This window comes from Burkholderia sp. Bp8984, assembly GCF_003853755.1.
In the GTDB taxonomy this organism is placed as follows: Bacteria; Pseudomonadota; Gammaproteobacteria; order Burkholderiales; family Burkholderiaceae; genus Burkholderia.
Genome location: NZ_QTQN01000002.1, coordinates 218,626 through 242,028 on the forward strand (window position 1 = coordinate 218,626; position 23,403 = coordinate 242,028).

A 23,403-nucleotide genomic window follows, 5' to 3' on the forward strand; every position below is an offset into this window, starting at 1 on the left:
CCGATCCGACCCATCAGACGCTTCGCAGCCCTGCGCGTCGCGGCACGCCTCCTCTCGCCCAACCAGGAGAAAGCCGCTCATGAGCATAATCAAGGAATTCAAGGAGTTCGCCGTCAAAGGCAACGTGATGGATCTCGCCGTCGGCGTGATCATCGGCGGCGCGTTCTCGAAGATCGTCGACTCGGTCGTGAAAGACCTCATCATGCCGGTCATCGGCGTGCTGACGGGCGGTCTGGATTTCTCGAACAAGTTCGTTCTGCTCGGCACCATCCCCCCGACGTTCAAGGGTAATCCCGATTCGTTCAAGGACCTGCAGGCCGCGGGCGTCGCCGCATTCGGCTACGGCTCGTTCATCACCGTGGCGATCAACTTCGTGATCCTCGCGTTCATCATCTTCCTGATGGTGAAATTCATCAACAAGCTGCGCAAGCCGGAAGAAGCGGCGCCGGCCGCGACGCCGGAAGACATCGTGCTGCTGCGCGAGATCCGCGATTCGCTCAAGCAACGCTGAGCACCGCGCCACGCTGCGACTGCCGGGCCCGCCATGTGCGGGCCTTTTTCATGGGCACGCATCGTGCACCGTCGTGCGAGCGCCTATCTCACTTTTTTGTGACGCGCGAATGCACGCGCGGGAAAAGCAGGTCTATGATGGAGACTAAACGACAGTACGGGCGCCAAGACGCTGGCTGTGTCGATCATCGTGGCATGCGGGTCGACGGGAGACATTGATCGTCGTACCGCACGAGTGCGGAGTGCAGCATTTTCGTGTGCTATAAAGGATCGACATGCGGCGTACATAGCCGGGAGTGGGTCGCATGAAAGTGCCGCATTTCTTGCAATTGTTTTTCAGGCGAGTGTTTATGTCCTTCCCGAAAAAACGTCGACGTGCGCAACAGGATGGCCAGGAGTCCTTCCTCGCGGTATTGCGCCATTCGAAACCGTTCGCGCAGCTCGACACCAAGATTGCCCGCGCCCGTGCGCAGGACGAACCCGTCCTCTATGCGCACGTGCTACCCGGCCTCGACGTGCTTCTGTGCAGCGTGCGCGGCGCACAGCCGCCCTATCCGGCCATCGCCGAACTGCGCAAGCGCTGCCTCGAATCGATCGCCAACGCACTCGAACAGCCGCTCGACGGCCTCGAGAACGGCGGGTACTGGTACGAGGCGAACGGCTTCGGCTTCCTCGTGTTCGCGAGCCGCGCCCGCGCGCGTATCCTGCCCGAATTTGGTGCAGGCACGAAAGCGAGCCTGCGTGGCGGGCTCGGACGCCAGAACGCCGGCGACACGACACCGCGCTCCCTCGGCTGAACCGACACCGACACGATGGGCCGCCTCCGGGCGGCCCATCGGCCACTCAGGTTTCCCGCTTCAGCGTCGCGGCGCGCTCACTGCGCCGTCCCGCGCCCGTTGCCGGGCCGGACGATGTCGATGAACGCGGCGAAATCGGCGCCGGCAAGCCCCTGCGCGGCGCCCAGGCGCAGCACCTGCTGCACCGTGGCCGATACGGGCATCACCGCGCCCGTGTCGCGCGCGGCGTCGGCGATCGCATCGACATCCTTCTGGAACGTGCTGAGCGCGCCGATCGGCGGGTGACCGCCTGACGTCATGCGAGGCACGAAGGTCTGCAGCAGCACCGAATCGGCCCAGCCGCCCGCCAGCGCGTCGGCCAGACGCGCGGCGTCGATGCCGCTCGCCTGGGCCAGGCCGACGGCTTCCGCGATCGCGGTCACCGTCGCGGTGACGATCGCCTGGTTGCACAGCTTCGCGGTCTGGCCCGCGCCTGCGTCGCCCATGTGCGTGACGCGCGACGCGTAGGTATCGATCAGCGGTCGCACCGCAGCGAGGTCGGCGGCGCCGCCGCCCGCCATCACCGCAAGCGTGCCGGCCTGCGCGCCGGGCACGCCGCCCGAAACCGGCGCATCGATCCAGCCGACGCCGAGCGCGGCGGCACGCGCCGCGTAGTCGCGCGTCGCGGCAGGCGGAATGCTCGAGTGATCGACGATGCGCTTCAGCCGGCGTGCATGCGCATCGCCGGCAAACAGCCCGTGCTCGCCGAACGCGACGTCGCCGACCGCACGGCCATCGAGCACGCACACGAACACCGTGTCGACGCGCTCGGCCAGTTCGCGCGGCGTGTCGACCACCTGCGCACCGTCCTTTTCAAGCGCCTCGGCCTTGCCGCGCGTGCGGTTCCATACGCTGACCCGGTGGCCCGCCGCCAGCAAATGCCGAATCATCGGCGCGCCCATCAATCCCGGTCCGCAAAATCCGACTTCCACGATCTTCCTCGTCTCCAATTGAGGTTGCACTTGCCGCCCATCATACCTATCACTCAAGAAGCCGGACACGCGCGGCGCCGCTTCGGGCCCGCCGCTTGCGCCGGCCGCACACACACACACCGACATCCCAGGGAGCGCATCATGAGCGACCACGTCTACAAGCTGATCGAACTGACCGGTTCGTCGCGGCAATCGTGCGACGACGCCATCCGCAACGCGATCTCGAAAGCCGGCAAGACGCTGCACAACCTGCACTGGTTTCAGGTGACCGAAACGCGCGGCCACATCGAAGGCGACCAGGTCATCCACTGGCAGGTCACGCTGAAAGTCGGCATGCGCATCGACGACTGACGCACGCGTGTCACGCGCGGTGCCCTGACCACCGGATGCGTGCAATGCGCGTCCGCGCGGTACCGCGCACGCCCGCGTTCCGCCCCTTCACCCGTTCCCCGTTCGGCCCTCTTCAGTCCGCTTGGCGAGGCCCGGCGACGGGTGTCTGCGGGTATCCATCTCTTGACGCTGACTTTCGTTCATATTAAAAACCATATACCCACCTCCCCCATCGATCAGCCCAGCCATATAAACCGGAGAAATCATGAGTCAGCAACGCGAGGCGATCGACACGTACCTCTTGCGCGTCTTGCACACCTTGTTGATGGAGCGCAGCGTCACGCGCGCGGCCGTCAAACTGAACCAGTCGCAACCGGCGATCAGCGCCGCGCTGCGGCGCCTGCGCGACATCACCGGCGACCCGCTGCTGGTGCGCGGCAAGTCCGGCATGGTCCCGACCGAATACGGGCTGCGCCTGCTCGAGCCGGTGCAGAACGCACTGCGTGAAATCGAGCGCATCAAGTTCCAGCAGCACAATTTCGACCCGGCCACGTCGATCCGCTGCTACCGGATCGGCTGCCCCGACTACCTGAACGTGCTGTTCGTGCCGACCGTCGTCGAACGCTTCCGCCAGGCGGCGCCGAACGCGACGCTCGAGTTCCACTCGCTCGGCCCCGCGTTCGATTACGAGCTCGCGCTGGAAGACGGCAAGCTCGACATCGTCGTCGGCAACTGGCCCGAGCCGCCCGAGCAGCTGCACCTGTCGAACCTGTTCGTCGACGAAATCGTCTGCCTGATGAGCAACACGCACCCGTTCGCGAAGCGCGGCGGGCTCACGCTCGACCAGTACCTGAACGCGCCGCATCTCGCGCCGACGCCGTACTCGGTCGGCCAGCGCGGCGCGATCGACGTGCATCTCGCACGCGAACGGCTCAAGCGTCACGTGGTCGTCACGCTGCCGTACTTCAACCTCGCACCGTACGTGCTGGTGAAGTCCGACCTGATCTTCACGACGACACGCCTGTTCGCCGATCACTACGCGAAGTTCCTGCCGCTGTCGGTCGTGCCGGCACCGCTCGACTTCCCGCCGATGCAGTATTACCAGCTGTGGCACGAACGCTGCCACTACTCCGACGAAGTGCGCTGGCTGCGCAGCCTCGTCGCCGAAGCGACCCGCACGCTGATCGAGGCGTAAGCGCATGCGACGCGCGCGCCGGCCACGCCGTTGCGGGGTAGGCCGGGGTGACGCGCGGCGCGGCGCTTGGCGGCTTCAGCCTCAGCCTCAGCCTCAGCCGTAGCCACGGCCGCGCGCCCGATCCGCGGCGTGCGGGCGCGGCCTTCACCTCACGTCGACGCGGTCAGCGCGACGCCTCCACGAGTGCCTGCGCCAGCGCGTTGTGGCGCTCGATGACGGGCGGCAGGTCGAGCGTCGCGAGCCGCCCTTCCCGCACCACCACCTTCCCGTTCACCACCGTGTACGCCGTCTGCGACGGCGCGCAGAACACGAGCGCCGCGACCGGATCGTGCAGCGCGCCCGCGAACAGCGGCTGGCGCAGGTCGAACGCGGCGAAGTCCGCGGCCATGCCGGGCTTCAGCGCGCCGATGTCGTCGCGGTTCAGCACCTTCGCGCCGCCCAGCGTCGCGATCTCGAGCGCTTCGCGCGCGGTCATCGCATCGGGCCCGAAACCGACCCGCTGCAGCAGCAGCGCCTGCCGCACTTCCGCGACCATCTGCGCGCCGTCGTTCGACGCGGAACCGTCGACGCCGAGGCCGACCGGCACGCCCGCCAGACGCATCTTCCTCACCGGCGCGATGCCCGACGCGAGCCGCATGTTCGAGCACGGACAGTGCGCGACGCCGGTGCCGGTGCGCGCGAACAGGCCGATCCCCGCATCGTCGAGCTGCACGCAGTGCGCGTGCCACACGTCGTGGCCGACCCAGCCGAGATCTTCCGCGTATTCGGCAGGCGTCATCCCGAACTTCTCGCGGCTGTACGCGATGTCGTTGACGTTCTCGGCCAGGTGCGTGTGGAGCGACACGCCGTAGTCGCGCGCCAGCACGGCCGCGTCGAGCATCAGGCCGCGGCTCACCGAGAACGGCGAGCACGGCGCGACGACCACCCGCAGCATCGCGTAGCGGCCTTCGTCGTGATAGGTCTCGATCAGGCGCTGCGCATCGCGCAGGATGTCGGGCTCGCGCTCGACGACCGAATCGGGCGGCAGCCCGCCGTCGCGCTGGCCGACGCTCATCGCGCCGCGGCTCGCGTGAAAGCGCATGCCGATCCGCTGCGCGGCGCCGATGCTGTCGTCGAGCCGGCTGCCGTTCGGATAGATGTACAGATGGTCGCTCGACGTCGTGCAGCCCGACTGCAACAGCTCGGCCATCGCGGTCAGCGTCGACACCTCGATCATCTCGGGCGTCAGGTGCGCCCAGATCCGGTACAGGTTCGTGAGCCAGCCGAACAGCTCCGCGTTCTGCGCGGCCGGCACCGCGCGCGTGAGGCTCTGGTACATGTGATGGTGCGTGTTCACGAGCCCCGGGATCACGAGGTGGCCGCGCAGGTCGAGCACTTCGTCCGCAGTATCGGGCAACTCGGCGCTCGGGCCGACCGCGACGATCCGGTTGTCTTCGATATAGAGCCCCGCGTCGCGCAGTTCGCGGCGCGTGTCGTCCATGGTCACGAGCACGTCGGCGTGCTTGACCAGCAGGGTCGTCGGGCGGGATGAGGATGGGTGCGGCGCGCGTGCGTGCGCGCCGGGGTGTTGCTCGGGATTCATGCGTTCTCCGCGTCGGTCAGCCCTTTCGGGCGGTCGCAAAGCCGTTCGAACGCTGATTCGCGGCACGCCCCGGTGCCTGCGTCCGTTCGAACGCCCTGGCCCGGTTACCCGGCGTGCTCGCCGTCTTCGGGGTGCGCCCCGGCCGCCGGGCCGACGCGCACGGCGGGAGGATCGCCGATGCGCGCGCGCCGCACAATGCGCGACGCCGAATACTGCGCTTCACGGTTTCGATATGGTACGCGCGTGGGCCGTGCAGCGGCCCGCCGGGCGCGGCGCGGCGGGTTTTTTCCCGCCGTCGACAGCGGTTCATGCGCGGCGCATTATCTTTGATATCGCGCCCGTATTTGCGCGGGGAACCTTTTTACAATGCCTGCACGGCGCTCGCTTCAATCTCGCCGACGGGTATGTAGCCACGTGACGTGGAGCCTCGATCCGCCGCACAGTCATGGATCGAGTCGCCGCCGAACCTCGCATTCACACAAGGACAATTGCGAATGGGAAAGCTCACTACCCACGTACTCGATACGGCGCACGGCCGTCCCGGCGCCGCCATCAAGGTGGACCTCTACGCGCTGGACGGCGAATCGCGCCGCGCGATCAAGACCGTGCTGACCAATAGCGACGGCCGCTGCGACGAACCCCTGCTCGAAGGTGCCGCGCTCGCCGCCGGCGAATACGAACTCGTGTTCCATGCCGGCGACTACTTCGCGTCGCTGGGCGTGAAGGTGCCCGAACCGCGCTTCGTCGACCGCGTCGTGCTGCGCTTCGGCATCGCCGACACCGCATCGCACTACCACGTGCCGCTGCTCGTGTCGCCGTGGTCGTACAGCACCTATCGCGGCAGCTGACACACGCATCGGCGCCCGCATCAAAGACAACGATCTGAGTCTGGAGGAGTTTCATGGAAGGCTTCATCACCGACTGGCTGAACCTCGCGCTGCGATGGCTGCACGTCATCGTCGCCATTGCGTGGATCGGCGAGTCCTTCTATTTCGTCGCGCTCGACAACAGCCTGAAACCGCCGACCGACGCGAACCAGCGCAAGCGCGGCGTGTTCGGCGAACTGTGGCACGTCCACGGCGGCGGTTTCTACAACATGCAGAAGTACACGGTCGCCCCGCCCGAAATGCCGGATGACCTGCACTGGTCGAAGTGGCCGTCGTACACGACCTGGCTGTCGGGCTTCTCGCTGTTCTTCGTGCTGTACCTGCTCGCGCCGAACACCTACCTGATCGACAAGAGCGTGCTGGACATGGGCCCGGTGGTCGCCGTCGCGTCCGCGCTCGGCTTCCTCGCGGCCGGCTGGATCGTCTACGACACGCTGTGCCGCATCCTCGGCACCAACGATCGCGTGCTGGGCATCTGCGTCGGCCTCTACGTCGTCGTCGCCGCGTACCTCGCGTGCCACATCTTCTCGGGCCGTGCGGCATACCTGATCGTCGGCGCGATGCTCGCGACGATCATGTCGGCGAACGTGTTCTTCGTGATCATCCCCGGCCAGCGCAAGATGGTCGACAAGATGCTCAAGGGCGAGGAGCCGAACCCGATCTACGGCAAGCGCGGCAAGCAGCGCTCGGTGCACAACACGTACTTCACGCTGCCGGTCGTGTTCGCGATGCTGTCGAACCACTATGCGATGACGTACACGAACAAGTTCAACTGGGTCGTGCTCGTGCTCATCATGCTGGCCGGCGCGCTGATCCGTCAGTTCTTCGTGATGCGTCACCGCGGCAAGCAGCTGTGGTACCTGCCGATCGGCGGCGTCGCGCTGCTGTCGGGCGCGCTGGTGTGGACGATGCCGAAGCCGGTCGCACCGGAAGCACAAGCGGCGAACGCACCGAAGATCGTGATCAACGACATCATGCCGATCCTGCAGCAGCGCTGCGTCGAGTGCCACTCGGCCAAGCCGACGCTGATGGGCAGCGCGCCCGCCGGCGTGATGTTCGACACGCCGGACGAAGTGTCGAAGAACGCGCAACGCATCTACGAACAGGCCGTGCGCCTGAAGGCGATGCCGATCGGCAACGTCACGCACATGACCGACGACGAGCGCGTGAAGCTCGCCGCCTGGTTCGAGGGCGGCGCGGCCAAGTAAGCCGCCGTGCGCCGGCCGTCGGTTGCCGGCGCAATCCTCTCCGTTCGCGGGCCCGGCAACGGGCCCGTTTTTTTGCGTGCGCGGAATGCGAGTCGTACGCTAGCCGCGCATCGCGTCGCGCTGCAGCGCGACGAGCGCGCGCGGGCCGTCGTCGAACGGCACGAAGATGTGATCGTGATACGCGGCGGCCATCACGTTGCAGCTGATGCCGGCCTCACCCAATGCCCGCGCGAACGCGGCCGTCAGGCCGACCGCGGCGAGATCCGAATGCACGGTCAGCGTGATCCATGCGGCGCGGAACAGCACGGGCCAGCCGCGACGCGCGGCCGTCGCCTCGTCGACCACGACCGTCACGCCTTCCGCTTCGCGAAAGGTCGCGATCGTTTCGGATAACGATATTTCCGTGGCGGCCGGCAGTGCGACGAATGCGAACGCACCGCGATGCAGTTCGGGCTGCAGCGTGCGCAGCAGTATCGTGAGGTCGTTTTCAGGTTGGCTCATCGGGGGAACGCGTCCGGAACCGGACGTCGGGCGGTGGCGATGCGGGCACGATAGCACGCGACCGGCCGCCTCGACGCCCCTGCAACGTCACGTCCGCGTCAGCGCGACGTCGTCCGCGAGCCGGGCCGCGCGACGCGACGATGCACGGCACGGCACGGCTCGGCGACACGCCCCGATGCGACGCCGTTCGTCGCGCTGCCGCATCGTGCGTACGAGCACGCACGGCTCGTCGCGCCATGACGCGCGCGGCGCGCATAAAAAAACCCGCGCAGGTCGCGCGGGTTGCTTCGACAGGCGGGGCCGAACTGCCGCTCAGGCCGTCACTGCGTCCAGCGCGTCCTCGGTGAGCCACAGCGATTCCAGCAGGTCCTGCTCGTTCAGGTTCAGCCCGTCGCCGCCGCGATCGACGACGATGAAGTCGCTGACGCCGCCCAGCGCGATCAGCGGGTGATGCCACACGCCCTTCGCATAATTGACGCCCTGCCAGCCGCTCGTCACGAATGCGCGGATCTTCGCCGGATCGAGATCGCCGGCCGGCGCGACGACGACGAGATACGGCTGGTCGTTCAACGGCACGAACGCCTGGCTGCCGAGCGGATGGCGCTCGAGCATCTTCACCTCGAACGGCAGCGTGCGCGGCTGGCCGCGGAACAGGTTGACGAGCGTGCGGCCTTCTTCGTCGCTCACGTCGACCTTCGCAAGATCGTGAAAGCGGATCGTCGTGCCGAGATTGATCGGAATCTGCTTCGCGCCTTCGGTTTCGATCACGTCGCCGAACGCCGCGAAGGCTTCCTTGGTCAGCGGTTCGATTGCGAGCGTCTTCATTTGTCGAGCGTCCCCCACAGACGCAGGCGCGATACGCCGCCGTCCGGAATGATGTTCAGGCGCACGTGGGTCACCGGGCCCAGCGATGCGATCTCGGGTTCGAAATAGTGCTGCTTGTCCATCTGCAGCTTCTGTTCGCCGAGCAGCACCGGCCAGAACATCGACTGCGTGATCAGCGAGCTGTCGGTGCCGCCCGACACGTATGCGGCCTGGATCGAGCAGCGATCCGGATAGTTGCCCTTGAAGAACGCGGTGTCGACTTCGATCTTGCGGATCACGCCCGGCTGCGCGAGCGCGATGATCGCCCAGTCGTTGCCCGGCTCGCGGCGACGGCGGGTTTCCCAGCCGTCGCCCATGTTCACGCCGCGGCCCGGCAGCAGCAGGTTCGACGCGACGCCGAAGTGCTGGTTGTTCGCCGCCACCACGTAGCCGCCGTTCTCCATCGCCGCGAGGTCGAACTGCTCGGTCGCGCTGGCGCCGGCCCAGTCGAGCTGCGGCTGGCCGTACACGCGCAGGCGCGCGATGCCGCCGTCCGGATAGATGTTCACGCGCAGGTGCGTGAACGCGCGCGCGTCGCTCGCCGCGACGTAGTGGTGGCTGTTGCCTTGCAGCGTCGTCGACGGCACGATCTCGACCCATTCGGTCGCGTGCGTCGGCGCGCCGTCGGCCACGTACGCGGCCTCGATCGACGCGGCCGGCGGGAAGTTGCCGGTGAAGTGGCTCGTGTCGATGTCGAAGCCCTTGATCACGCCCGGACGCGCGAGCTTGACGATGCACCAGTCGTAGCCCGTCGTGCGCTTGCGGCGCGTCTCCCAGCCGTCCATCCACTTGCCGTGGTCGTCGTACTGGCCGGGAATGAACACGGCCGGCTCGGGGTTCAGCATCCGCTCCTTCGGCGCGAAGAAGTCGTCGCTGGCCTCGAGCGCCTGCGCACCGAGACGCGGGTCGGCGAGGTTCACGTAGCGCCGCGTGAAGTCGGGTGCGTCGGGATCGAGAAGCGGAACAGCCATGATGTTTCCTTGTTTCAGTGATGCGATCAGGCCGCTGCGACGCAGCAGGCCGTCGTGAGGTGTCAGGCGTCGATCAGGTCGTCGAGGCGGAAGCGCGCGATCCGGTAGATCTGGTCGAGGCTCGCGCGCAGTTCCTCGGTGCGCGAATGATTCACGCGCGACTCGAAGTTCGCGATGATGCCGTGCCGGTCATAGCCGCGCACCGCGAGGATGAACGGGAAACCGAACTTCTCGCGATACGTGCGGTTCAGCGTCAGCAGCTTGTCGAACTCTTCCTGCGTGCACTGGTCGAGACCCGCGCCGCTCTGCTCGCGCGTCGACTCGGCCGTCAGCTCGCCGCGCACGGCAGCCTTGCCGGCCAGCTCCGGGTGGGCATTGATCAGTGCGAGCTGGCGGACTTCGCCGCCCGTCTCCACCGCGTTCGACATCGTCTCGTGCAGCGCGTCGATGCTCGCGAACGGCCGCTTGCCCGCCGCGAGCTCGGCCACCCACGGCGAATGTTCGAAGATCCCCGACAGCGCCGCGACGAATGCGCTCGGCGCCATCGTGTTCAGTTGCTCCAACGTGTAACGCATCGCCTTCATGCTTTCCCTTCGTTTCGATGACTGGGCTGGTACGGATGATGTTCGCGCCAATGACGCGCGATATCGACACGCCGCGTCACCCATACGCGATCGTGCTTCTCGATGTGATCGAGGAAACGCTGCAGCCCGCGGAAACGCCCCGGCCGGCCGAGCAGCCGGCAGTGCATGCCGATCGACAGCATCTTCGGCGCGTCGTCGCCCTCCGCGTACAGCACGTCGAACGCGTCACGCAGGTACTCGAAGAAGTGGTCGCCGGTGTTGAAGCCCTGCGGCGTCGCGAAGCGCATGTCGTTCGTATCGAGCGTGTACGGAACGATCAGCTGCGGCGACGTGCTGCCGCCCGACACCTCGACATCCATCCAGAACGGCAGGTCGTCGCCGTAGTTGTCGGAGTCGTACAGGAAGCCACCGTATTCCGCGACGAGGCGGTGCGTGTTCGGGCTGTCGCGGCCGGTGTACCAGCCGAGCGGACGCTCGCCCGTCACGCGCTCGATCGCTTCCATCCCGAGGCGCATGTGCTCGGCCTCGAGCTCGGGCGTCATGCTCTGGTAGTGGATCCAGCGCCAACCGTGGCACGCGATCTCATGGCCGAGCTCGACGAAGGCACGCGCGAGTTCCGGATGACGCTCGATCGCCATGCCGACGCCGAACACCGTCAGCGGCAGCCCGCGCTTCTCGAATTCGCGCAGAATGCGCCACACGCCCGCACGCGAACCGTACTCGTAGATCGACTCCATGCTCATGTGGCGGTCCGGATAGGCGGCCGCGCCGACGATTTCGGACAGGAACTGCTCGGAGCCCGGATCGCCGTGCAGCACGCAATTCTCGCCGCCCTCCTCGTAGTTCAGGACGAATTGCACGGCGACGCGGGCGCGCCCGGGCCAGTTCGCCTGCACGGGATGGCGGCCGTAGCCGATCAGGTCGCGAGGATAGTTGGGATCGAGTGACATGGGTTCGAAGTGCCGCGAAAGCGTGCTGAAATAATGGGTTCGCATCGACCCGCGCGGGTGCCGGAGGCCGGCCGCACGGGCCGATGCGATGACGGCCCAGTGTAGCGAAAAGGTTCATACGCGCCCATACAGCGGCGCAGATAGTGCAGGTCAGACGGCGTGTATGTGCGGTTGCGGCAAAGTCGGGACCGGTTCCGGTGCGGCGCTTCCGCTGCGCGCCCCGGCGGCGGCCGGCGTGGCCGACGAGGCGCCCTCCGGCGGGCTGAAATGCGCGAATTCGCCGTCGTAGCGCTTCGGCAGCGGCCGCGCATAGTCGCCGCGCTTCGCGGTCGCGAGGCGCAGCGCGACGAGCGCCTCGGCCCACTTGACGGCTGCCGTGACACCTTCCACGACCGGCGCGCCGATCTGCTGCTCGATCTCGTGCGCGAATTCGGCCATCCCGGCACAGCCGAGGACGATCGCGTCGGCACCGTCCTCGTCGAGCGCGCGCCGGCATTCGTCGACGATGATCCGCCGCGCGGCCGAACCGGGCCGGTCGAGCTCGAGCACCGCGACGTCGGTCGCCCGCACGTTGCGGCAGAACCGCTTCATCCCGTAGCGCTCGGCGAGATGCCATGCCATCCCGCAAGTGCGCGCGAGCGTCGTGACGACCGAGAAGCCCGGCGCGAGCACGCTCGCCGCGTGCATCGCCGCCTCGGCGATCCCGATCACCGGCCCGCGCGCGAGTTCGCGCGCCGCATACAGGCCCGGATCGCCGAAACACGCGATCACGTACGCATCGCAGCCGTCACGCTCGCCCTGCGCGATCTCGGCGAGCAGCCCGGGCGTCGCGAGCGCTTCGTCGTAATAGCCTTCGATCGACGGCGGCCCCATCGGCGGGCTCACCGCGACGATCTCGGTGCCTGCCGCCGCGACTTCGCGCGCGCAGCGGCCCATCGCGTCGGTCATCCGCTGCGTCGTGTTCGGATTGATCAGCTTGATCTTCATCGCGCGCTCCTCAGGCCTTCGTGCTCGCGAGCAGCCGGTAGAACACGAAGCCGAGCCCCGCGCCGATGAACCACGAGAAGTTCGCGGCGGCCTGCCAGCCCGGCACCATCACGCAGACGACGGCGATCACCGCGGCCGGCAGCAGCGCGGCGAGCGCGCGGCGGTTCACGCCGCCGGTGTACCAGTAGGTGCCGCGCTCCGACATCGTGTACAGGTCGTCGCGCACGAGCCGGCCGCGCTTGACGAGGTAGAAGTCGGCGATCAGCACGCCGTACAGCGGGCCGATGAACGCGCCGAGCACGTCGAGCGTGTAGTGGATCACGGCCGGGTTGTTGAACAGGTTCCACGGCGTGATGAAGATCGACGCGACGGCCGCGAGCATCCCGCCCGCGCGCCAGCTGATCAGCCGCGGCGCGACGTTCGAGAAGTCGAACGCGGGCGACACGAAGTTCGCGACGATGTTGATGCCGATCGTCGCGATCGTGAAGGTCAGCGCGCCGAGGATCACCGCGGTCGGATGGTCGATGCGGCCGACCGTCTCGACGGGATCGGTGATCAGTTCGCCGAACACCGGCAGCGTCGCGGCGGTGGTGATCACCGTGACGAGCGAGAACGCGAGGAAGTTGACCGGCAGCCCCCAGAAGTTGCCGCGCTTCACGTCGCCGAACGAGCGGCAATAGCGCGAGAAGTCGCCGAAATTGAGCATCGGCCCGGAGAAGTACGACACGACGAGCGACACGGCCGTGATCATCACCGGAATCACTTCCGCGCCGTGATACTTGACGCCGCCGAGGTTGAGGCCGATGTTGCGCCAGCCCGCGCGCCACACCATGTAGCCGGCCAGAATGAACATCACGACGTAGACGGCCGGGCCCGCGAAGTCGATGAACTTCTTGATCGTCTCCATCCCGTTCCAGAACACGAGCGCCTGCAGCACCCACAGCAGCATGAAGCCGGCCCAGCCGACCGCCGACAGCCCGAGGAAGCCGTAGCGATGGACGTCCGCGTACGGCAGCCATTGCGGAAAGAACTTCAGCACGACGATCACCAGTGCGCTGGACGCGAGATAGGTCTGGATGCCGTACCACGCGATCGCGATCAGCCCGCGGATCACGGCCGGCACGTTCGCGCCGAGCACGCCGAAGGTCGCGCGGCACGCGACCGGATACGGCACGCCGATCTGCTGGCTCGGCCGCGCGATCAGGTTGCACAGCCGGTTCACGATCGTGATGCCGACGATCAGCGCGATCAGCACCTGCCAGCTCGTCAGCCCGAGCGCGAACAGGCTGCCCGCGAACACGTAGCCGCCGACGCTGTGCACGTCCGACATCCAGAACGCGAAGATGTTGTACGAGCCCCACGTCTGATTCTTTAGTGGTGCCAAATCTTCGTTGTACAAACGTTCGCTGTAACCGTCCGGCAACACGGGGCCGCCGCCCTCGCCGCCTTCTTCCGCCGGATACGCACTGTCGTGCGCCACACTGAACTGAGCCATGACTTCTCCTTGACGCGGCCTGGCAGCCGCTCCACCGTCATCGATATCGCTCCGGATCGTCGTCCGGAGTCGGACTGGCGGCCGGCGGCACGAACCGCCGGCCTGCATTGCTCTCGTCGTGTGGCGCGCGGCCGGGTTCGCGTCGCCGCTCAGGCGCCGCCGAACACTTCGCGCAAATCGACCTGCCCTTGCGCGGGCCGGTCCAGCATCTTCAGTTCGACATGCTGCAGGTGGTGCGCCATCAGCGTCACCGCCCGCTTCGAATCGCCCGCTTCCAGCGCGGTCAGGATCTCGTCATGGTCGTCGCACGAACACGGGCTGCGCCCGTGCGATTCGTACAGCGCCGACATCAGCGTCGAGCGTGCGACGAGCCCGTCGAGGCACTCGCAGAGCGTCGCGTTGCCCGTCAGCGCCGCGAGCGCCGTATGGAATTCGCCCGACAGGCGGATCCACGCCGCGAAGTCGTGCCGCTCGAACGCCTTGCGTTCCTTGTCGATCAGCGCGGCGACGCCCTTCAACCGCTTCGCGCCCGGCCCCGTCGCGAGCCGCTCGACGACGGCCAGCTCGATGATCCGGCGCATCTCGAACACCTCGTGCACATCCTGCAGCGTCGGGCTCGCGACGAACGCACCGCGGTTCGGCTCGAGATCGACCAGCTTGTCGGCGGCGAGCTGCGAAAGTGCCTGGCGGATCGTCCCACGCTTCACGCCGAACACGTCGCAGAGCTGCGCCTCCGTCAGCTTCGCGCCGGGCGCGAGCCGATGCTCGAGGATCGCGGTGCGGATCCGCTCGGCGATCGCTTCGGGACCGGCGGCGCCGGACGGATGGGTAGCGGAGTCGTTCATGTTCTGCATCGTGTGATGGTCCTCATCCTAGGACGGACATAAAGATTGTCAACAATTCTTTTCGGAGAATGCGCACAATCGGTGTGCATCGGCCTGTGCCAGAGCGGTGCGCTGTGCCCGATATCCAGGCACGACAAGCCTCTCGCGTTTGCCCATGGCGGCTCACGGTGTATACCCTCCCGGCCATTTTGTTGACAAAAATGGTGCGCGCCACGACACCAACCCGATCGGCGGCGATGAAAATTTCCGACCGTTAGTTGCACATTTACTTAAAGAAAAAGGCGGGAAACCCCGCCTTTCGATGGTCCCTGCCGGCCTCAGCCGAGATGCGGATAGTCCGACAGCGTGAGCCGGAAACCGTGCGCATTCGCGACGAGCTGCGCCTGCGCGCCGAACGGCAGCGTCAGCAGGTCGGGCACGTGACCGAACTGCAGCCCAGTGACGACCGGAATGCCGATCACCGCGCGCACCTGGTCGATCATCGCCTGCATGTCGTAGCCGTTGTCGTACTCGAACGGCCGCGCGCCCGTGAACTGGCCGAGCACGAGCGCCTGCTGGCGCGCGAGCAGCCCCGACAGGTGCAGCTGGTAGATCATCCGTTCGATCCGGAACGGCTGCTCGTTCACGTCCTCGATGAACAGGATGCCGCCCTCGATGTCGGGCATGTACGGCGTGCCGACGAGCGACGTGAGGATCGCGAGATTGCCGCCCCACAGCGTGCCCGTAACGTTCACGGTCTGCACTTGCGGCGCCTCGGTGACGATCGTCGTGGTCGGCTGCGACAGCGTCCGCCAGAAGTGCTGCATCGTGAAATCGCTCGGCGTTTCCGCGCCGAAGTCGGCCGACAGCATCGGGCCGCCGAAGGTCTTGATGCGCGCCTTCGCGTACAGCGCGAGCTGGATCGCGGTGAAGTCGCTGTGGCCGACGAGCGCGATCGGCTGGTCGCGCAGCCGACGCTCGAGCCCGCGATAGTCGAGCCCGTGCAGGATGCGCGCGGCGCCGTAGCCGCCGCGCACCGCGAGCGCGATATCCGGCAGCGCGCGCTCCGGATCCGCGAGACGGTTCAGGTCGCCGGCCCGCTCGCCGTCGGTGCCGCCGAAGCGCTGAAAGCGACGCTGCGTCGCCTCGATGTTCTCGATGCGCTGCTGCGCGCCGCTCAAGCGCTCGAGCGCGCGGTTGATCGCATCGGGGTCGTGCGGATAACCGGACGGCGCCAGCAGGCGGATGGTGTAGGACGCGGCGGGCTGGAAGGACATGGCGAAAGATATCGGGATCGTCAAACCTGCTTAGAGGGTCCGAACCGTCTCCGGTTCACGGAACTGCGCGGCCCGCCCGCTCCGGGCGACGGGCACGGCGGGCGCGCTATGACGCGCCGGATGCGGCGTCGCGGGCGAGTCGTGCCTCCCGCAGCGCGCGACGGCGCTCCGCGAAGAACGATTTCAGCGCGGCGCCGCACTCGTCGGCGAGCACGCCGCCGGTCACGTCGGTATGGTGATTGAGCTGCGGATTCGCGAACGCGTCGATCACGCTGCCGCACGCGCCCGTCTTCGGGTCGGCGGCGCCGTAGACGACCCGCGCGATGCGCGCGTGCATGATCGCGCCCGCGCACATCAGGCACGGCTCGAGCGTCACGTACAGCTCGCAGCCGGGCATTCGGTAATTCTGCAGATGCTGCGCGGCCATGCGCAGCGCGGCCATTTCCGCGTGGGCCGACGGGTCGTGCCCGCCGATCGGATGGTTGAAGCCGCGTGCGATCACTTCGTCGCCGCGCACGAGCACCGCGCCGACCGGCACTTCGCCGGCCGCGCGCGCCTCTTCGGCGGCAGCCTGCGCGAGCCGCATGAAATGCAGGTCGCGCGCCGACACCGGCGCGGCTTCGGGAACGGGAGCATCGGGAACGACAGCCGGTCCGGCTGCCGCGTCGGGCAGCGCGTCGGCGCTCACATCGGCCCCGCTTCGGCGGGCGCGTCGTCGAGCCCGCGCTCGCACAGACGTTCCGCGATGCGCCGGCAATAGTCGCGCGGCATCACCATCGGGCCGCCGCGCAGCGATTCGAGCGCCATGTCGAGGGCGAGGATCTTCGCCTGCAGCCGGCAGCGCGCGGCGCGGTCGCTGACCGCCTGCAGTTCGTCCTGCAGGTTGCGCAGCGCGCGCAGTTGCTCGACGGCCGGCGGCACGAAGCCCGCATTCTTCAGGATACGGTTGGCCACCCGCACCTCCTCGGGTACGAGCAGGTCGTCATCCAGCGCCTGCGGCGCGCCGGTACCCGGCAAATCGTCGAACTCGCCCCGCGCGGCGGCGGCGGCAATGCGTTGTTCGACCAGTGCGTCAAGCAATCTCATCAGTCAATCGGAACAAATGCGGCAGCCGAATTCTAGCAGGGTGACGTGCGTATGACAGGCCCTTCGAACGCATGCTCGATATTGTGTTTTTTAGGGGCCGAATCGGCGCGCATGCGTGCCGATCGCCGCGACTTGCCGCTGTGCTGCGCCGCAGCAGGCTCCGCGCGGATTCGGCGCCGTTTGCTCGGGCCGTGTCGCGCCCTATTTTTTTATTTTCGCGCGGGTCGCCGCCGCCCCGCTTTTCCGGAATCGGAAAGTCGAAATCAGAAATAGTTGGTTGGGACGCGCGAGCGCGCTCACTACACTCGAGCCATCTTGTCATAACAAGTTGACCGATGACCCCACCCAACGTCGTGCCGCTGTCGGCGGCGCCGCTCTACGTGCAGATCAAGGACACGCTGCGCACGCGCATCCTCGACGGCACCTATGCACCACACAGCCGGATGCCGTCCGAGCACGAACTCTGCGCGATGTTCGACGTGAGTCGCATCACGGTGCGCCAGGCACTCGGCGACCTGCAGAAGGAAGGCCTGCTGTTCAAGCTGCACGGCAAGGGCACGTTCGTGTCGAAGCCGAAGGCGTTCCAGAACGTGACGTCGCTGCAGGGCTTCGCCGAGGCGATGTCGTCGATGGGCTACGAGATCGTCAACCAGCTGCGCAGCTTTCGCACCGTGAAGGCCGATCGGCACCTCGCGACGAAGCTGAACGTGCCCGAAGGCGCGCCGCTCATCGAGATCCACCGCGTGCGGCTGCTGAACCGCGAGCCGGTGTCGCTCGAGCAGACGTGGGTGCCCGAGGCGCTCGGCAAGCGGCTCGCCGGCGCCGATCTCGCGACCCGCGACATCTTCCTGATCCTCGAGAACGACTGCGGCGTGCCGCTCGGCCACGCCGACGTGTCGATCGACGCGATCCTCGCCGACGATGAAATCGTCGACGCGCTGCGCGTCGAGGAAAGCAGCCCCGTGCTGCGGATCGAGCGCCTGACGCACGACGCGTCGGGCACGCCGATCGACTACGAACACCTGTACTTCCGCGGCGACGCCTTCCAGTACCGGCTGCGCATCGACCGGCAGAAGACCCGCCAACCTGCAAGGAATCCTCAATGAATACCCATGTACTCGAATACGACATCGTCGTGGTCGGCGGCGGCACGGCCGGCCCGATGGCGGCGATCAAGGCGAAGGAGCGCGACCCGTCGCTGCGCGTGCTGCTGCTGGAGAAGGCCAATGTGAAGCGCAGCGGCGCGATCTCGATGGGGATGGACGGGCTGAACAACGCGGTGATCCCGGGCCACGCGACACCCGAGCAGTACACGCGCGAGATCACGATCGCCAACGACGGGATCGTCGATCAGGAAGCCGTGTACGCGTATGCGACGCACAGCTTTGCGACGATCGAGCAGCTCGACCGCTGGGGCGTGAAGTTCGAGAAGGACGGCACCGGTGACTACGCGGTGAAGAAGGTCCACCACATGGGTTCGTACGTGCTGCCGATGCCGGAAGGCCACGACATCAAGAAGGTGCTGTACCGGCAGCTGAAGCGCGCGCGCATCGCGATCACGAACCGGACCGTCGCGACGCGCGTGCTGACCGACGCGCAGGGCCGCGCGAGCGGCGTGCTCGGCTTCGACTGCCGCACGGCCGAGTTCCACGTGATCCGCGCGAAGGCCGTGATCCTGTGCTGCGGCGCGGCCGGCCGGCTCGGCCTGCCGGCGTCCGGCTACCTGATGGGCACCTACGAGAACCCGACCAATGCGGGCGACGGCTACGCGATGGCGTACCACGCGGGCGCGGCGCTCGCGAACCTCGAGTGCTTCCAGATCAATCCGCTGATCAAGGACTACAACGGCCCGGCCTGCGCATACGTGACGGGCCCGCTCGGCGGCTTCACCGCGAACGGCAAGGGCGAGCGCTTCATCGAGTGCGACTACTGGAGCGGCCAGATGATGTGGGAGTTCTACCAGGAACTGCAAAGCGGCAACGGCCCGGTGTTCCTGAAGCTCGACCATCTCGCGGAAGAAACGATCCAGACCATCGAGCAGATCCTGCACACCAACGAGCGGCCGAGCCGCGGCCGCTTTCACGCGGGGCGCGGCACCGACTACCGGCGCCAGATGGTCGAGATGCACATCTCCGAGATCGGCTTCTGCAGCGGCCACAGCGCATCCGGCGTCTACGTGAACGCCCGCGCGGAAACGACCGTGCCGGGGCTCTACGCGGCCGGCGACATGGCGGCGGTCCCGCACAACTACATGCTCGGCGCATTCACCTACGGCTGGTTCGCCGGACAGAACGCGGCCGACTACGTGGCCGGCCGCGCTCACGCGCCGGTGGACGACGAACAGGTCGCCGCCGAACGCGCCCGCGTGCTTGCGCCGCTCACGCGCGAGCGCGGCCTCGCGCCGGCGCAGGTCGAATACAAGCTGCGCCGCATGGTGAACGATTACCTGCAACCGCCGAAGGTGACGCGCAAGATGGAGATCGGGCTGCAACGTTTTGACGGCATTACTGAGGATATCGAAGAAATCAAGGCGAGCCACCCGCATGAACTGATGCGCGCGGCCGAAGTGCGCGCGATCCGCGACTGCGCCGAAATGGCCGCGCGCGCGTCGCTGTTCCGCACCGAGAGCCGCTGGGGGCTGTACCACCATCGCGTCGACTTTCCGCATCGCAACGATGCCGAGTGGTTCTGCCACACGTGGCTGCGCAAGGGTGCCGACGGCACGATGCGCAGCGAGAAACGACCGGTCGAACCCTACGTCGTGCCGCTCGCCGACGACGAACGCAGCGCCTACGCGCACCTGCGCATCCGCGAACCGGCCGCACACGCGGCCGCCCTCTGACTCCGAGGAGCCTTACCGTGCCCCATACCCCGCACGACATCTTCCTGCGCAGCAGCGCGCCCGTGACGATCGACGAGGACCGCTGCATCGCCGACAAGGGCTGCACCGTCTGCGTCGACGTGTGCCCGCTCGACCTGCTCGCAATCGACGTGACCAAGGGCAAGGCCTACATGCAGTTCGACGAATGCTGGTACTGCATGCCGTGCGAACGCGACTGCCCGACCGGCGCGGTCAAGGTCGACATTCCGTACCTGTTGCGCTGACCTGGCGCGCCGCTTCCCCACTACCGGACTCACGACACATGAAACCTGCTTCCGACCATGCCGCGCTCGTCGCGCGCGTTGCCGCACCCGATGCATCGGTGCGCCGGATCGCGCTGCTCGAACTCGCCGATCTCGAGGATCCCGATCTCGTGCCGATCTTCGTAGCCGCGCTGCGCGACGATCCGTCCGCCGACGTGCGCGGCGAAGCCGCGCGTGTGCTCGCCGCCTGGGAGCAGCCCGACGTCGTCGACGCGCTGTGCCGCGCGCTGCTCGATCCGGACGACGACGTGCGCGCGACCGCCGCACACAGCCTGTCCGAACTGAAGGACGTCGCATCCGGCGCCGCGCTGTGCCGCTGGGTCGAGCACGCCGAACCGTTCGTGCGCGGCGCCGTGCTGCGCGCGCTGCGTGAACTGCGCGACCCCGACGCGTTCGCGCCGGCGCTGCGCGCACTCGACGCGCCGGCGTCGGCCGTGCGCGCCGAGGCCGTCGCCGTGCTCGGCTGGCTCAAGGACGCCCGCGCGCTGGCGCCGCTCGCACGCATCGCCACGACCGACACGCATGCGGACGTACGGCGTATCGCGGTCGGCGCGGTCGGATTCGCGGCGTCCGCCGACACGGCCGTCGTCACCGCCTTGCTGGCGGCGCTGCGCGACGCCGAATGGCAGGTCCGCGAGGAAGCGGCCGCGACGCTCGGCAAGCTGCGTGTCGCGGCCGCGCGCGCACCGCTCGTCGCCTCGCTCGACGACGATTACTGGCAAGTGCGCTTGCGTGCGGTGCGCGCACTCGGGCAATTGCGCGACGCCGCCGCGGCGCAGGCCGTCGCCGCGCTGCTGTCGCACGCGATCAGCAACCTGCGCAAGGAGGCCGCGCTCGCGCTCGGCGAACTGCGCGATCCCGCGACGCTGCCCGCGCTGCACGACGCGCTCGACGATCGCGATCCCGAAGTACGCAAGGCCGTGCGGATCGCGATCGCTCAGATCGGGGAAGATGCACGATGACGCCGCCGACCGAGATCCTGCTCGATCATGCGGCCCGCGCATTGACGCTGTGCTGGCCGGACGCCGACACGCAGCGCATCGGCTATGCGCGCTTGCGCAGCGCTTGCCCATGCGCCGCATGCCGGAAGATCCGACTCGATGGCGGGCAGGTCGACGCGCCACCCGACCTGACGCTGGACGGCGTGGAAGCGGCCGGTTACGGCATCCGCCTGCTGTTCGGCGACGGTCACGCGCGCGGCATCTATCCGTGGCCGTTTCTGGCGGAACTCGGCGCAGACGAGACGGATGCGGGCGTCGCAGCGCCCGACGTGCCCGCATCCGGCCATCCCGCGAACTGACCGTCGGCGAAGCTCGATCTGGCCGTCGACGAGCACGATCGTCCGGTCGGCTTCATGCTGCTCGACGGCAGTCACATGGAAGCGCTGTTCGTCGATCCCGCGCACCACGGCGCGGGTGTCGGGCGGCGGCTGGTCGAAGCGGCCCTCGGACGCCATCCCGACCTGTCGACAGACGTCAACGAGCAGAACGAAGCGGCGGCGGGATTCTACGAACGGCTCGGATTCGAGCGCTGCGGACGATCGGCGCGCGATGGACAAGGGCGCCCTTATCCGCTGATTCACCTTCGTTATCGTAGTGGCGGGCAAGACTGAGCAGGATCGGGACAGCGCGTGACATCGCCTTTGCGCTGCATCGAAAGCCGCGCTTTCCACCGACGCTACAACGGAGCACCCGCCCGCCTTCTACTCTGCGATACGCGAGCCATCCGTGCAGCACGGGCATCGCACCGCTACGCGCGTCGGCGTGGCAGGATGCGCTCGGCGACCGCGAACGCACGCTGCATGAAGTGGTTGAACCGCTCCGCATCGCGCCGCAGTCCGGCCTGCTGGCCGCCGATCAGACACAGGTGCGCGATCTGCCCGACGATCTCGGCTTCGCCCGGCATGCGAACCCACCGACGGGACATCTCGAGCGCGAATGCGAGACGCGTGGCATCGACGCGCTGCTGGAATTCCGCGACCAGCGCGTCCTGCAATGCCCAGGCGCGGATCGCCACTTCGCGCCCCGGTCGCTTCTCCGCCGCGATGCGCAGGTAACGCATCAGCGTGTCGCCCGCGCCGTGGCCGTCCGCCGCGTAGGCGAGCATGCGTGCCGTGTAGTCGTCCTCCCACGCGGTCAGCAACGTCCTGACGAAATCCTCCCGATTCCGGAAGTGGTGATAGAACGAGCCGCGGGTCACGTTCAGCCGTCGTGCGAGACGCTCGGCCGAAATCCCCGCATACCCTTCCCCGTCGAGGACATCGAAGCCCGCGGCGATCCAGTCGTTTCGAGTCAGTGTGCGCATCGGTATCGCCATACAGGCTGTGTATGGCGCGGCATGGGCAGATAGGCTGCGAACTCTATCACGGCCGCCACCGCTTCCGGCAAGGCGCCACGACTCACGGAGTTCACGTTGAAAGACATCGCTCTCGTCGCATTCGACCAGTTCACCGACATCGACCTGTTCCTGATGTGGGACATCCTCGGCCGCAACACCGCGGACTGGCGTGTCCGGATTCTCGGCGCGCAGCCGCTGCTGCGTTCCGCGCATGGTCTGGCCATCCCCGTGCACGGCCCGCTCGAGGAAGTCAATCGCGCCGACGCCGTGCTGTTCTCGAGCGGCAGGCTGGGCATCCCGGCCGCGCTCGCGAGCCCGGATTTCCTGCCGTCGTTCGATCTCGATCCGGCGCGCCAATACATCGGATCGATCTGCGCGGGCGCCTTCGTCCTGGAGCGGCTCGGGCTTTTGCCGGACCGTCGCGCAACGACGCACCCCGACGCGCGACACGGGCTGACGGATCGCGGGCTGCATGTGCCGGACCAGCCGCTCGTGTGCCACGGCAATGTTGCGACGGCGGGCGGCTGCGTGGCGGCGCTCTATCTGACGGGATGGCTCGTGGAATCGATGTTCGATGCGGACAAGCGGCGCGAGACGTTGCTGCCGGTCCTGCCCGCCGGACAACGGGAACTCTACGAGGACATCATCGAATTCAGCATTCGACAAGGACAGGGGCAGACTTCGGGCTCGATCAGGATGATCGATGCCGGCGGTCGTCGGCTGCTCTAGCGCGCGACATGCAGACGCGTCGCTTGTAGTGGCCGGGCTGTCCCGCACCTCGGTGCCCGGACCTGGCATGCAGCCAAGGAAAACACTGCGCGCCGGCGACCATCGAATCACGGCCGCCAACCGCACAAACGACAACGCCCGGCAGGTTCCCCTGCCGGGCGTTGCGCATCATCC

The 23,403-nt window shown here is 67.5% G+C and carries 26 protein-coding genes and 1 pseudogene; 13 read left to right on the plus strand and 14 right to left on the minus strand.

Annotation, left to right across the window (positions count from 1 at the left end; translation table 11 throughout):
* The first annotated feature begins 79 nt into the window (after positions 1 to 79).
* A complete protein-coding gene (gene mscL, locus DID98_RS03115) occupies positions 80 to 511 on the plus strand; it encodes a large conductance mechanosensitive channel protein MscL (protein ID WP_006760677.1) in 432 nt (143 codons plus the stop codon).
* A gap of 349 nt (positions 512 to 860) precedes the next feature.
* Positions 861 to 1,307, plus strand: coding sequence for a hypothetical protein (locus tag DID98_RS03120; protein ID WP_185500383.1), 447 nt, complete (start codon positions 861 to 863; stop codon positions 1,305 to 1,307).
* Positions 1,308 to 1,384: 77 nt separating this feature from the next.
* Here DID98_RS03120 and DID98_RS03125 read toward each other — a convergent pair whose 3' ends face one another.
* On the minus strand, positions 1,385 to 2,278 hold the full coding sequence (locus DID98_RS03125; RefSeq protein WP_124570284.1) for an NAD(P)-dependent oxidoreductase: 894 nt from the start codon (positions 2,276 to 2,278) through the stop codon (positions 1,385 to 1,387).
* A gap of 141 nt (positions 2,279 to 2,419) precedes the next feature.
* Here DID98_RS03125 and DID98_RS03130 point away from each other — a divergent pair, with 141 nt between their 5' ends.
* Positions 2,420 to 2,629: a dodecin gene (locus DID98_RS03130; RefSeq protein ID WP_006755984.1), complete on the plus strand. Its 210-nt coding sequence runs from the start codon at positions 2,420 to 2,422 to the stop codon at positions 2,627 to 2,629.
* 244 nt (positions 2,630 to 2,873) lie between these two features.
* Positions 2,874 to 3,803, plus strand: coding sequence for a LysR substrate-binding domain-containing protein (locus DID98_RS03135; RefSeq protein WP_006762467.1), 930 nt, complete (start codon positions 2,874 to 2,876; stop codon positions 3,801 to 3,803).
* 163 nt (positions 3,804 to 3,966) lie between these two features.
* Here DID98_RS03135 and DID98_RS03140 read toward each other — a convergent pair whose 3' ends face one another.
* Positions 3,967 to 5,385: an 8-oxoguanine deaminase gene (locus DID98_RS03140; RefSeq protein ID WP_124570217.1), complete on the minus strand. Its 1,419-nt coding sequence runs from the start codon at positions 5,383 to 5,385 to the stop codon at positions 3,967 to 3,969.
* Positions 5,386 to 5,879: 494 nt separating this feature from the next.
* Here DID98_RS03140 and uraH point away from each other — a divergent pair, with 494 nt between their 5' ends.
* A complete protein-coding gene (gene uraH / locus DID98_RS03150) occupies positions 5,880 to 6,233 on the plus strand; it encodes a hydroxyisourate hydrolase (protein WP_011657188.1) in 354 nt (117 codons plus the stop codon).
* A 53-nt stretch (positions 6,234 to 6,286) separates the two neighbouring features.
* Positions 6,287 to 7,480, plus strand: coding sequence for a urate hydroxylase PuuD (locus DID98_RS03155; protein ID WP_124570218.1), 1,194 nt, complete (start codon positions 6,287 to 6,289; stop codon positions 7,478 to 7,480).
* A 99-nt stretch (positions 7,481 to 7,579) separates the two neighbouring features.
* Here the strand turns inward: DID98_RS03155 and DID98_RS03160 are convergent, their stop codons facing one another.
* From DID98_RS03160 to DID98_RS03210, 11 genes are all read right to left on the minus strand, one after another.
* Entirely contained in the window at positions 7,580 to 7,981 is a 402-nt protein-coding gene (locus tag DID98_RS03160) for an ACT domain-containing protein (protein WP_124570219.1), read from the minus strand.
* A 312-nt stretch (positions 7,982 to 8,293) separates the two neighbouring features.
* Positions 8,294 to 8,806: an ureidoglycolate lyase gene (locus tag DID98_RS03165; RefSeq protein ID WP_124570220.1), complete on the minus strand. Its 513-nt coding sequence runs from the start codon at positions 8,804 to 8,806 to the stop codon at positions 8,294 to 8,296.
* The gene (gene alc / locus DID98_RS03170) at positions 8,803 to 9,816 is read right to left on the minus strand and encodes an allantoicase (protein WP_124570221.1); all 1,014 of its coding nucleotides are present in this window, start codon (positions 9,814 to 9,816) and stop codon (positions 8,803 to 8,805) included. Before alc ends, DID98_RS03165 begins: the two co-directional genes overlap by 4 nt.
* A 62-nt stretch (positions 9,817 to 9,878) precedes the next feature.
* Positions 9,879 to 10,400, minus strand: coding sequence for a 2-oxo-4-hydroxy-4-carboxy-5-ureidoimidazoline decarboxylase (gene uraD, locus DID98_RS03175; protein WP_124570222.1), 522 nt, complete (start codon positions 10,398 to 10,400; stop codon positions 9,879 to 9,881).
* Positions 10,397 to 11,350 (minus strand): allantoinase PuuE, encoded by a 954-nt coding sequence (gene puuE, locus DID98_RS03180; protein ID WP_124520036.1) that lies wholly within the window; start codon positions 11,348 to 11,350, stop codon positions 10,397 to 10,399. The genes uraD and puuE overlap by 4 nt, the downstream gene beginning before the upstream one ends.
* A gap of 150 nt (positions 11,351 to 11,500) precedes the next feature.
* Positions 11,501 to 12,337 (minus strand): aspartate/glutamate racemase family protein, encoded by an 837-nt coding sequence (locus DID98_RS03185; protein WP_124486210.1) that lies wholly within the window; start codon positions 12,335 to 12,337, stop codon positions 11,501 to 11,503.
* A 10-nt stretch (positions 12,338 to 12,347) separates the two neighbouring features.
* Entirely contained in the window at positions 12,348 to 13,832 is a 1,485-nt protein-coding gene (locus DID98_RS03190) for an NCS1 family nucleobase:cation symporter-1 (RefSeq protein ID WP_124486209.1), read from the minus strand.
* 149 nt (positions 13,833 to 13,981) lie between these two features.
* On the minus strand, positions 13,982 to 14,686 hold the full coding sequence (locus DID98_RS03195; RefSeq protein WP_044843742.1) for a GntR family transcriptional regulator: 705 nt from the start codon (positions 14,684 to 14,686) through the stop codon (positions 13,982 to 13,984).
* Positions 14,687 to 14,994: 308 nt separating this feature from the next.
* The gene (ldcA, locus tag DID98_RS03200; RefSeq protein ID WP_124570223.1) at positions 14,995 to 15,933 is read right to left on the minus strand and encodes a muramoyltetrapeptide carboxypeptidase; all 939 of its coding nucleotides are present in this window, start codon (positions 15,931 to 15,933) and stop codon (positions 14,995 to 14,997) included.
* A gap of 106 nt (positions 15,934 to 16,039) precedes the next feature.
* Positions 16,040 to 16,621, minus strand: a complete 582-nt coding sequence (tadA, locus tag DID98_RS03205) for a tRNA adenosine(34) deaminase TadA (protein ID WP_052664610.1) — start codon at positions 16,619 to 16,621, stop codon at positions 16,040 to 16,042.
* The gene (locus DID98_RS03210; RefSeq protein WP_044843744.1) at positions 16,618 to 17,019 is read right to left on the minus strand and encodes a DnaJ family domain-containing protein; all 402 of its coding nucleotides are present in this window, start codon (positions 17,017 to 17,019) and stop codon (positions 16,618 to 16,620) included. The genes tadA and DID98_RS03210 overlap by 4 nt, the downstream gene beginning before the upstream one ends.
* 335 nt (positions 17,020 to 17,354) lie before the next feature.
* On the opposite strand from DID98_RS03210, the gene DID98_RS03215 reads away from it, so the two are divergent.
* The 6 genes and pseudogenes from DID98_RS03215 to DID98_RS03240 all read left to right on the plus strand — a co-directional run.
* A complete protein-coding gene (locus DID98_RS03215) occupies positions 17,355 to 18,125 on the plus strand; it encodes a GntR family transcriptional regulator (protein WP_124486207.1) in 771 nt (256 codons plus the stop codon).
* Positions 18,122 to 19,861, plus strand: coding sequence for a fumarate reductase/succinate dehydrogenase flavoprotein subunit (locus DID98_RS03220; protein WP_124486206.1), 1,740 nt, complete (start codon positions 18,122 to 18,124; stop codon positions 19,859 to 19,861). The genes DID98_RS03215 and DID98_RS03220 overlap by 4 nt, the downstream gene beginning before the upstream one ends.
* Positions 19,862 to 19,878: 17 nt before the next feature.
* Positions 19,879 to 20,124 carry a ferredoxin family protein gene (locus tag DID98_RS03225; protein ID WP_006755644.1) on the plus strand — a complete coding sequence of 82 codons (246 nt, stop codon included), beginning with the start codon at positions 19,879 to 19,881 and terminating at the stop codon, positions 20,122 to 20,124.
* A 38-nt stretch (positions 20,125 to 20,162) separates the two neighbouring features.
* Complete coding sequence (locus DID98_RS03230; protein ID WP_124520032.1) at positions 20,163 to 21,125, plus strand: HEAT repeat domain-containing protein; 963 nt, start codon at positions 20,163 to 20,165, stop codon at positions 21,123 to 21,125.
* Positions 21,122 to 21,463 (plus strand): gamma-butyrobetaine hydroxylase-like domain-containing protein, encoded by a 342-nt coding sequence (locus tag DID98_RS03235; protein ID WP_124570224.1) that lies wholly within the window; start codon positions 21,122 to 21,124, stop codon positions 21,461 to 21,463. Before DID98_RS03230 ends, DID98_RS03235 begins: the two co-directional genes overlap by 4 nt.
* Positions 21,464 to 21,775, plus strand: a pseudogene (locus tag DID98_RS03240) (acetyltransferase); the annotation flags it as partial.
* A gap of 137 nt (positions 21,776 to 21,912) precedes the next feature.
* Here DID98_RS03240 and DID98_RS03245 read toward each other — a convergent pair.
* Positions 21,913 to 22,467, minus strand: coding sequence for a TetR/AcrR family transcriptional regulator (locus tag DID98_RS03245; protein ID WP_124570226.1), 555 nt, complete (start codon positions 22,465 to 22,467; stop codon positions 21,913 to 21,915).
* Positions 22,468 to 22,575: 108 nt separating this feature from the next.
* Between DID98_RS03245 and DID98_RS03250 the strand changes: the two genes are divergently transcribed.
* Positions 22,576 to 23,229 (plus strand): DJ-1/PfpI family protein, encoded by a 654-nt coding sequence (locus DID98_RS03250; RefSeq protein ID WP_124570227.1) that lies wholly within the window; start codon positions 22,576 to 22,578, stop codon positions 23,227 to 23,229.
* The last annotated feature ends 174 nt before the right edge of the window (positions 23,230 to 23,403 follow it).

Coding starts and splice junctions, on each gene's coding strand:
- DID98_RS03140 (WP_124570217.1), bottom strand. CDS start 5,385: ATGAATCCCGAGCAACACCCCGGCGCGCACGCACGCGCGCCGCACCCA.
- DID98_RS03245 (WP_124570226.1), bottom strand. CDS start 22,467: ATGCGCACACTGACTCGAAACGACTGGATCGCCGCGGGCTTCGATGTC.
- ldcA (WP_124570223.1), bottom strand. CDS start 15,933: ATGTCCTTCCAGCCCGCCGCGTCCTACACCATCCGCCTGCTGGCGCCG.
- DID98_RS03120 (WP_185500383.1), top strand. CDS start 861: ATGTCCTTCCCGAAAAAACGTCGACGTGCGCAACAGGATGGCCAGGAG.
- DID98_RS03220 (WP_124486206.1), top strand. CDS start 18,122: ATGAATACCCATGTACTCGAATACGACATCGTCGTGGTCGGCGGCGGC.
- mscL (WP_006760677.1), top strand. CDS start 80: ATGAGCATAATCAAGGAATTCAAGGAGTTCGCCGTCAAAGGCAACGTG.
- DID98_RS03195 (WP_044843742.1), bottom strand. CDS start 14,686: ATGCAGAACATGAACGACTCCGCTACCCATCCGTCCGGCGCCGCCGGT.
- uraD (WP_124570222.1), bottom strand. CDS start 10,400: ATGAAGGCGATGCGTTACACGTTGGAGCAACTGAACACGATGGCGCCG.
- DID98_RS03190 (WP_124486209.1), bottom strand. CDS start 13,832: ATGGCTCAGTTCAGTGTGGCGCACGACAGTGCGTATCCGGCGGAAGAA.
- DID98_RS03130 (WP_006755984.1), top strand. CDS start 2,420: ATGAGCGACCACGTCTACAAGCTGATCGAACTGACCGGTTCGTCGCGG.
- DID98_RS03230 (WP_124520032.1), top strand. CDS start 20,163: ATGAAACCTGCTTCCGACCATGCCGCGCTCGTCGCGCGCGTTGCCGCA.
- alc (WP_124570221.1), bottom strand. CDS start 9,816: ATGGCTGTTCCGCTTCTCGATCCCGACGCACCCGACTTCACGCGGCGC.
- DID98_RS03135 (WP_006762467.1), top strand. CDS start 2,874: ATGAGTCAGCAACGCGAGGCGATCGACACGTACCTCTTGCGCGTCTTG.
- DID98_RS03185 (WP_124486210.1), bottom strand. CDS start 12,337: ATGAAGATCAAGCTGATCAATCCGAACACGACGCAGCGGATGACCGAC.
- DID98_RS03210 (WP_044843744.1), bottom strand. CDS start 17,019: ATGAGATTGCTTGACGCACTGGTCGAACAACGCATTGCCGCCGCCGCC.
- DID98_RS03165 (WP_124570220.1), bottom strand. CDS start 8,806: ATGAAGACGCTCGCAATCGAACCGCTGACCAAGGAAGCCTTCGCGGCG.
- DID98_RS03160 (WP_124570219.1), bottom strand. CDS start 7,981: ATGAGCCAACCTGAAAACGACCTCACGATACTGCTGCGCACGCTGCAG.
- DID98_RS03215 (WP_124486207.1), top strand. CDS start 17,355: ATGACCCCACCCAACGTCGTGCCGCTGTCGGCGGCGCCGCTCTACGTG.
- puuE (WP_124520036.1), bottom strand. CDS start 11,350: ATGTCACTCGATCCCAACTATCCTCGCGACCTGATCGGCTACGGCCGC.
- DID98_RS03235 (WP_124570224.1), top strand. CDS start 21,122: ATGACGCCGCCGACCGAGATCCTGCTCGATCATGCGGCCCGCGCATTG.
- uraH (WP_011657188.1), top strand. CDS start 5,880: ATGGGAAAGCTCACTACCCACGTACTCGATACGGCGCACGGCCGTCCC.
- DID98_RS03155 (WP_124570218.1), top strand. CDS start 6,287: ATGGAAGGCTTCATCACCGACTGGCTGAACCTCGCGCTGCGATGGCTG.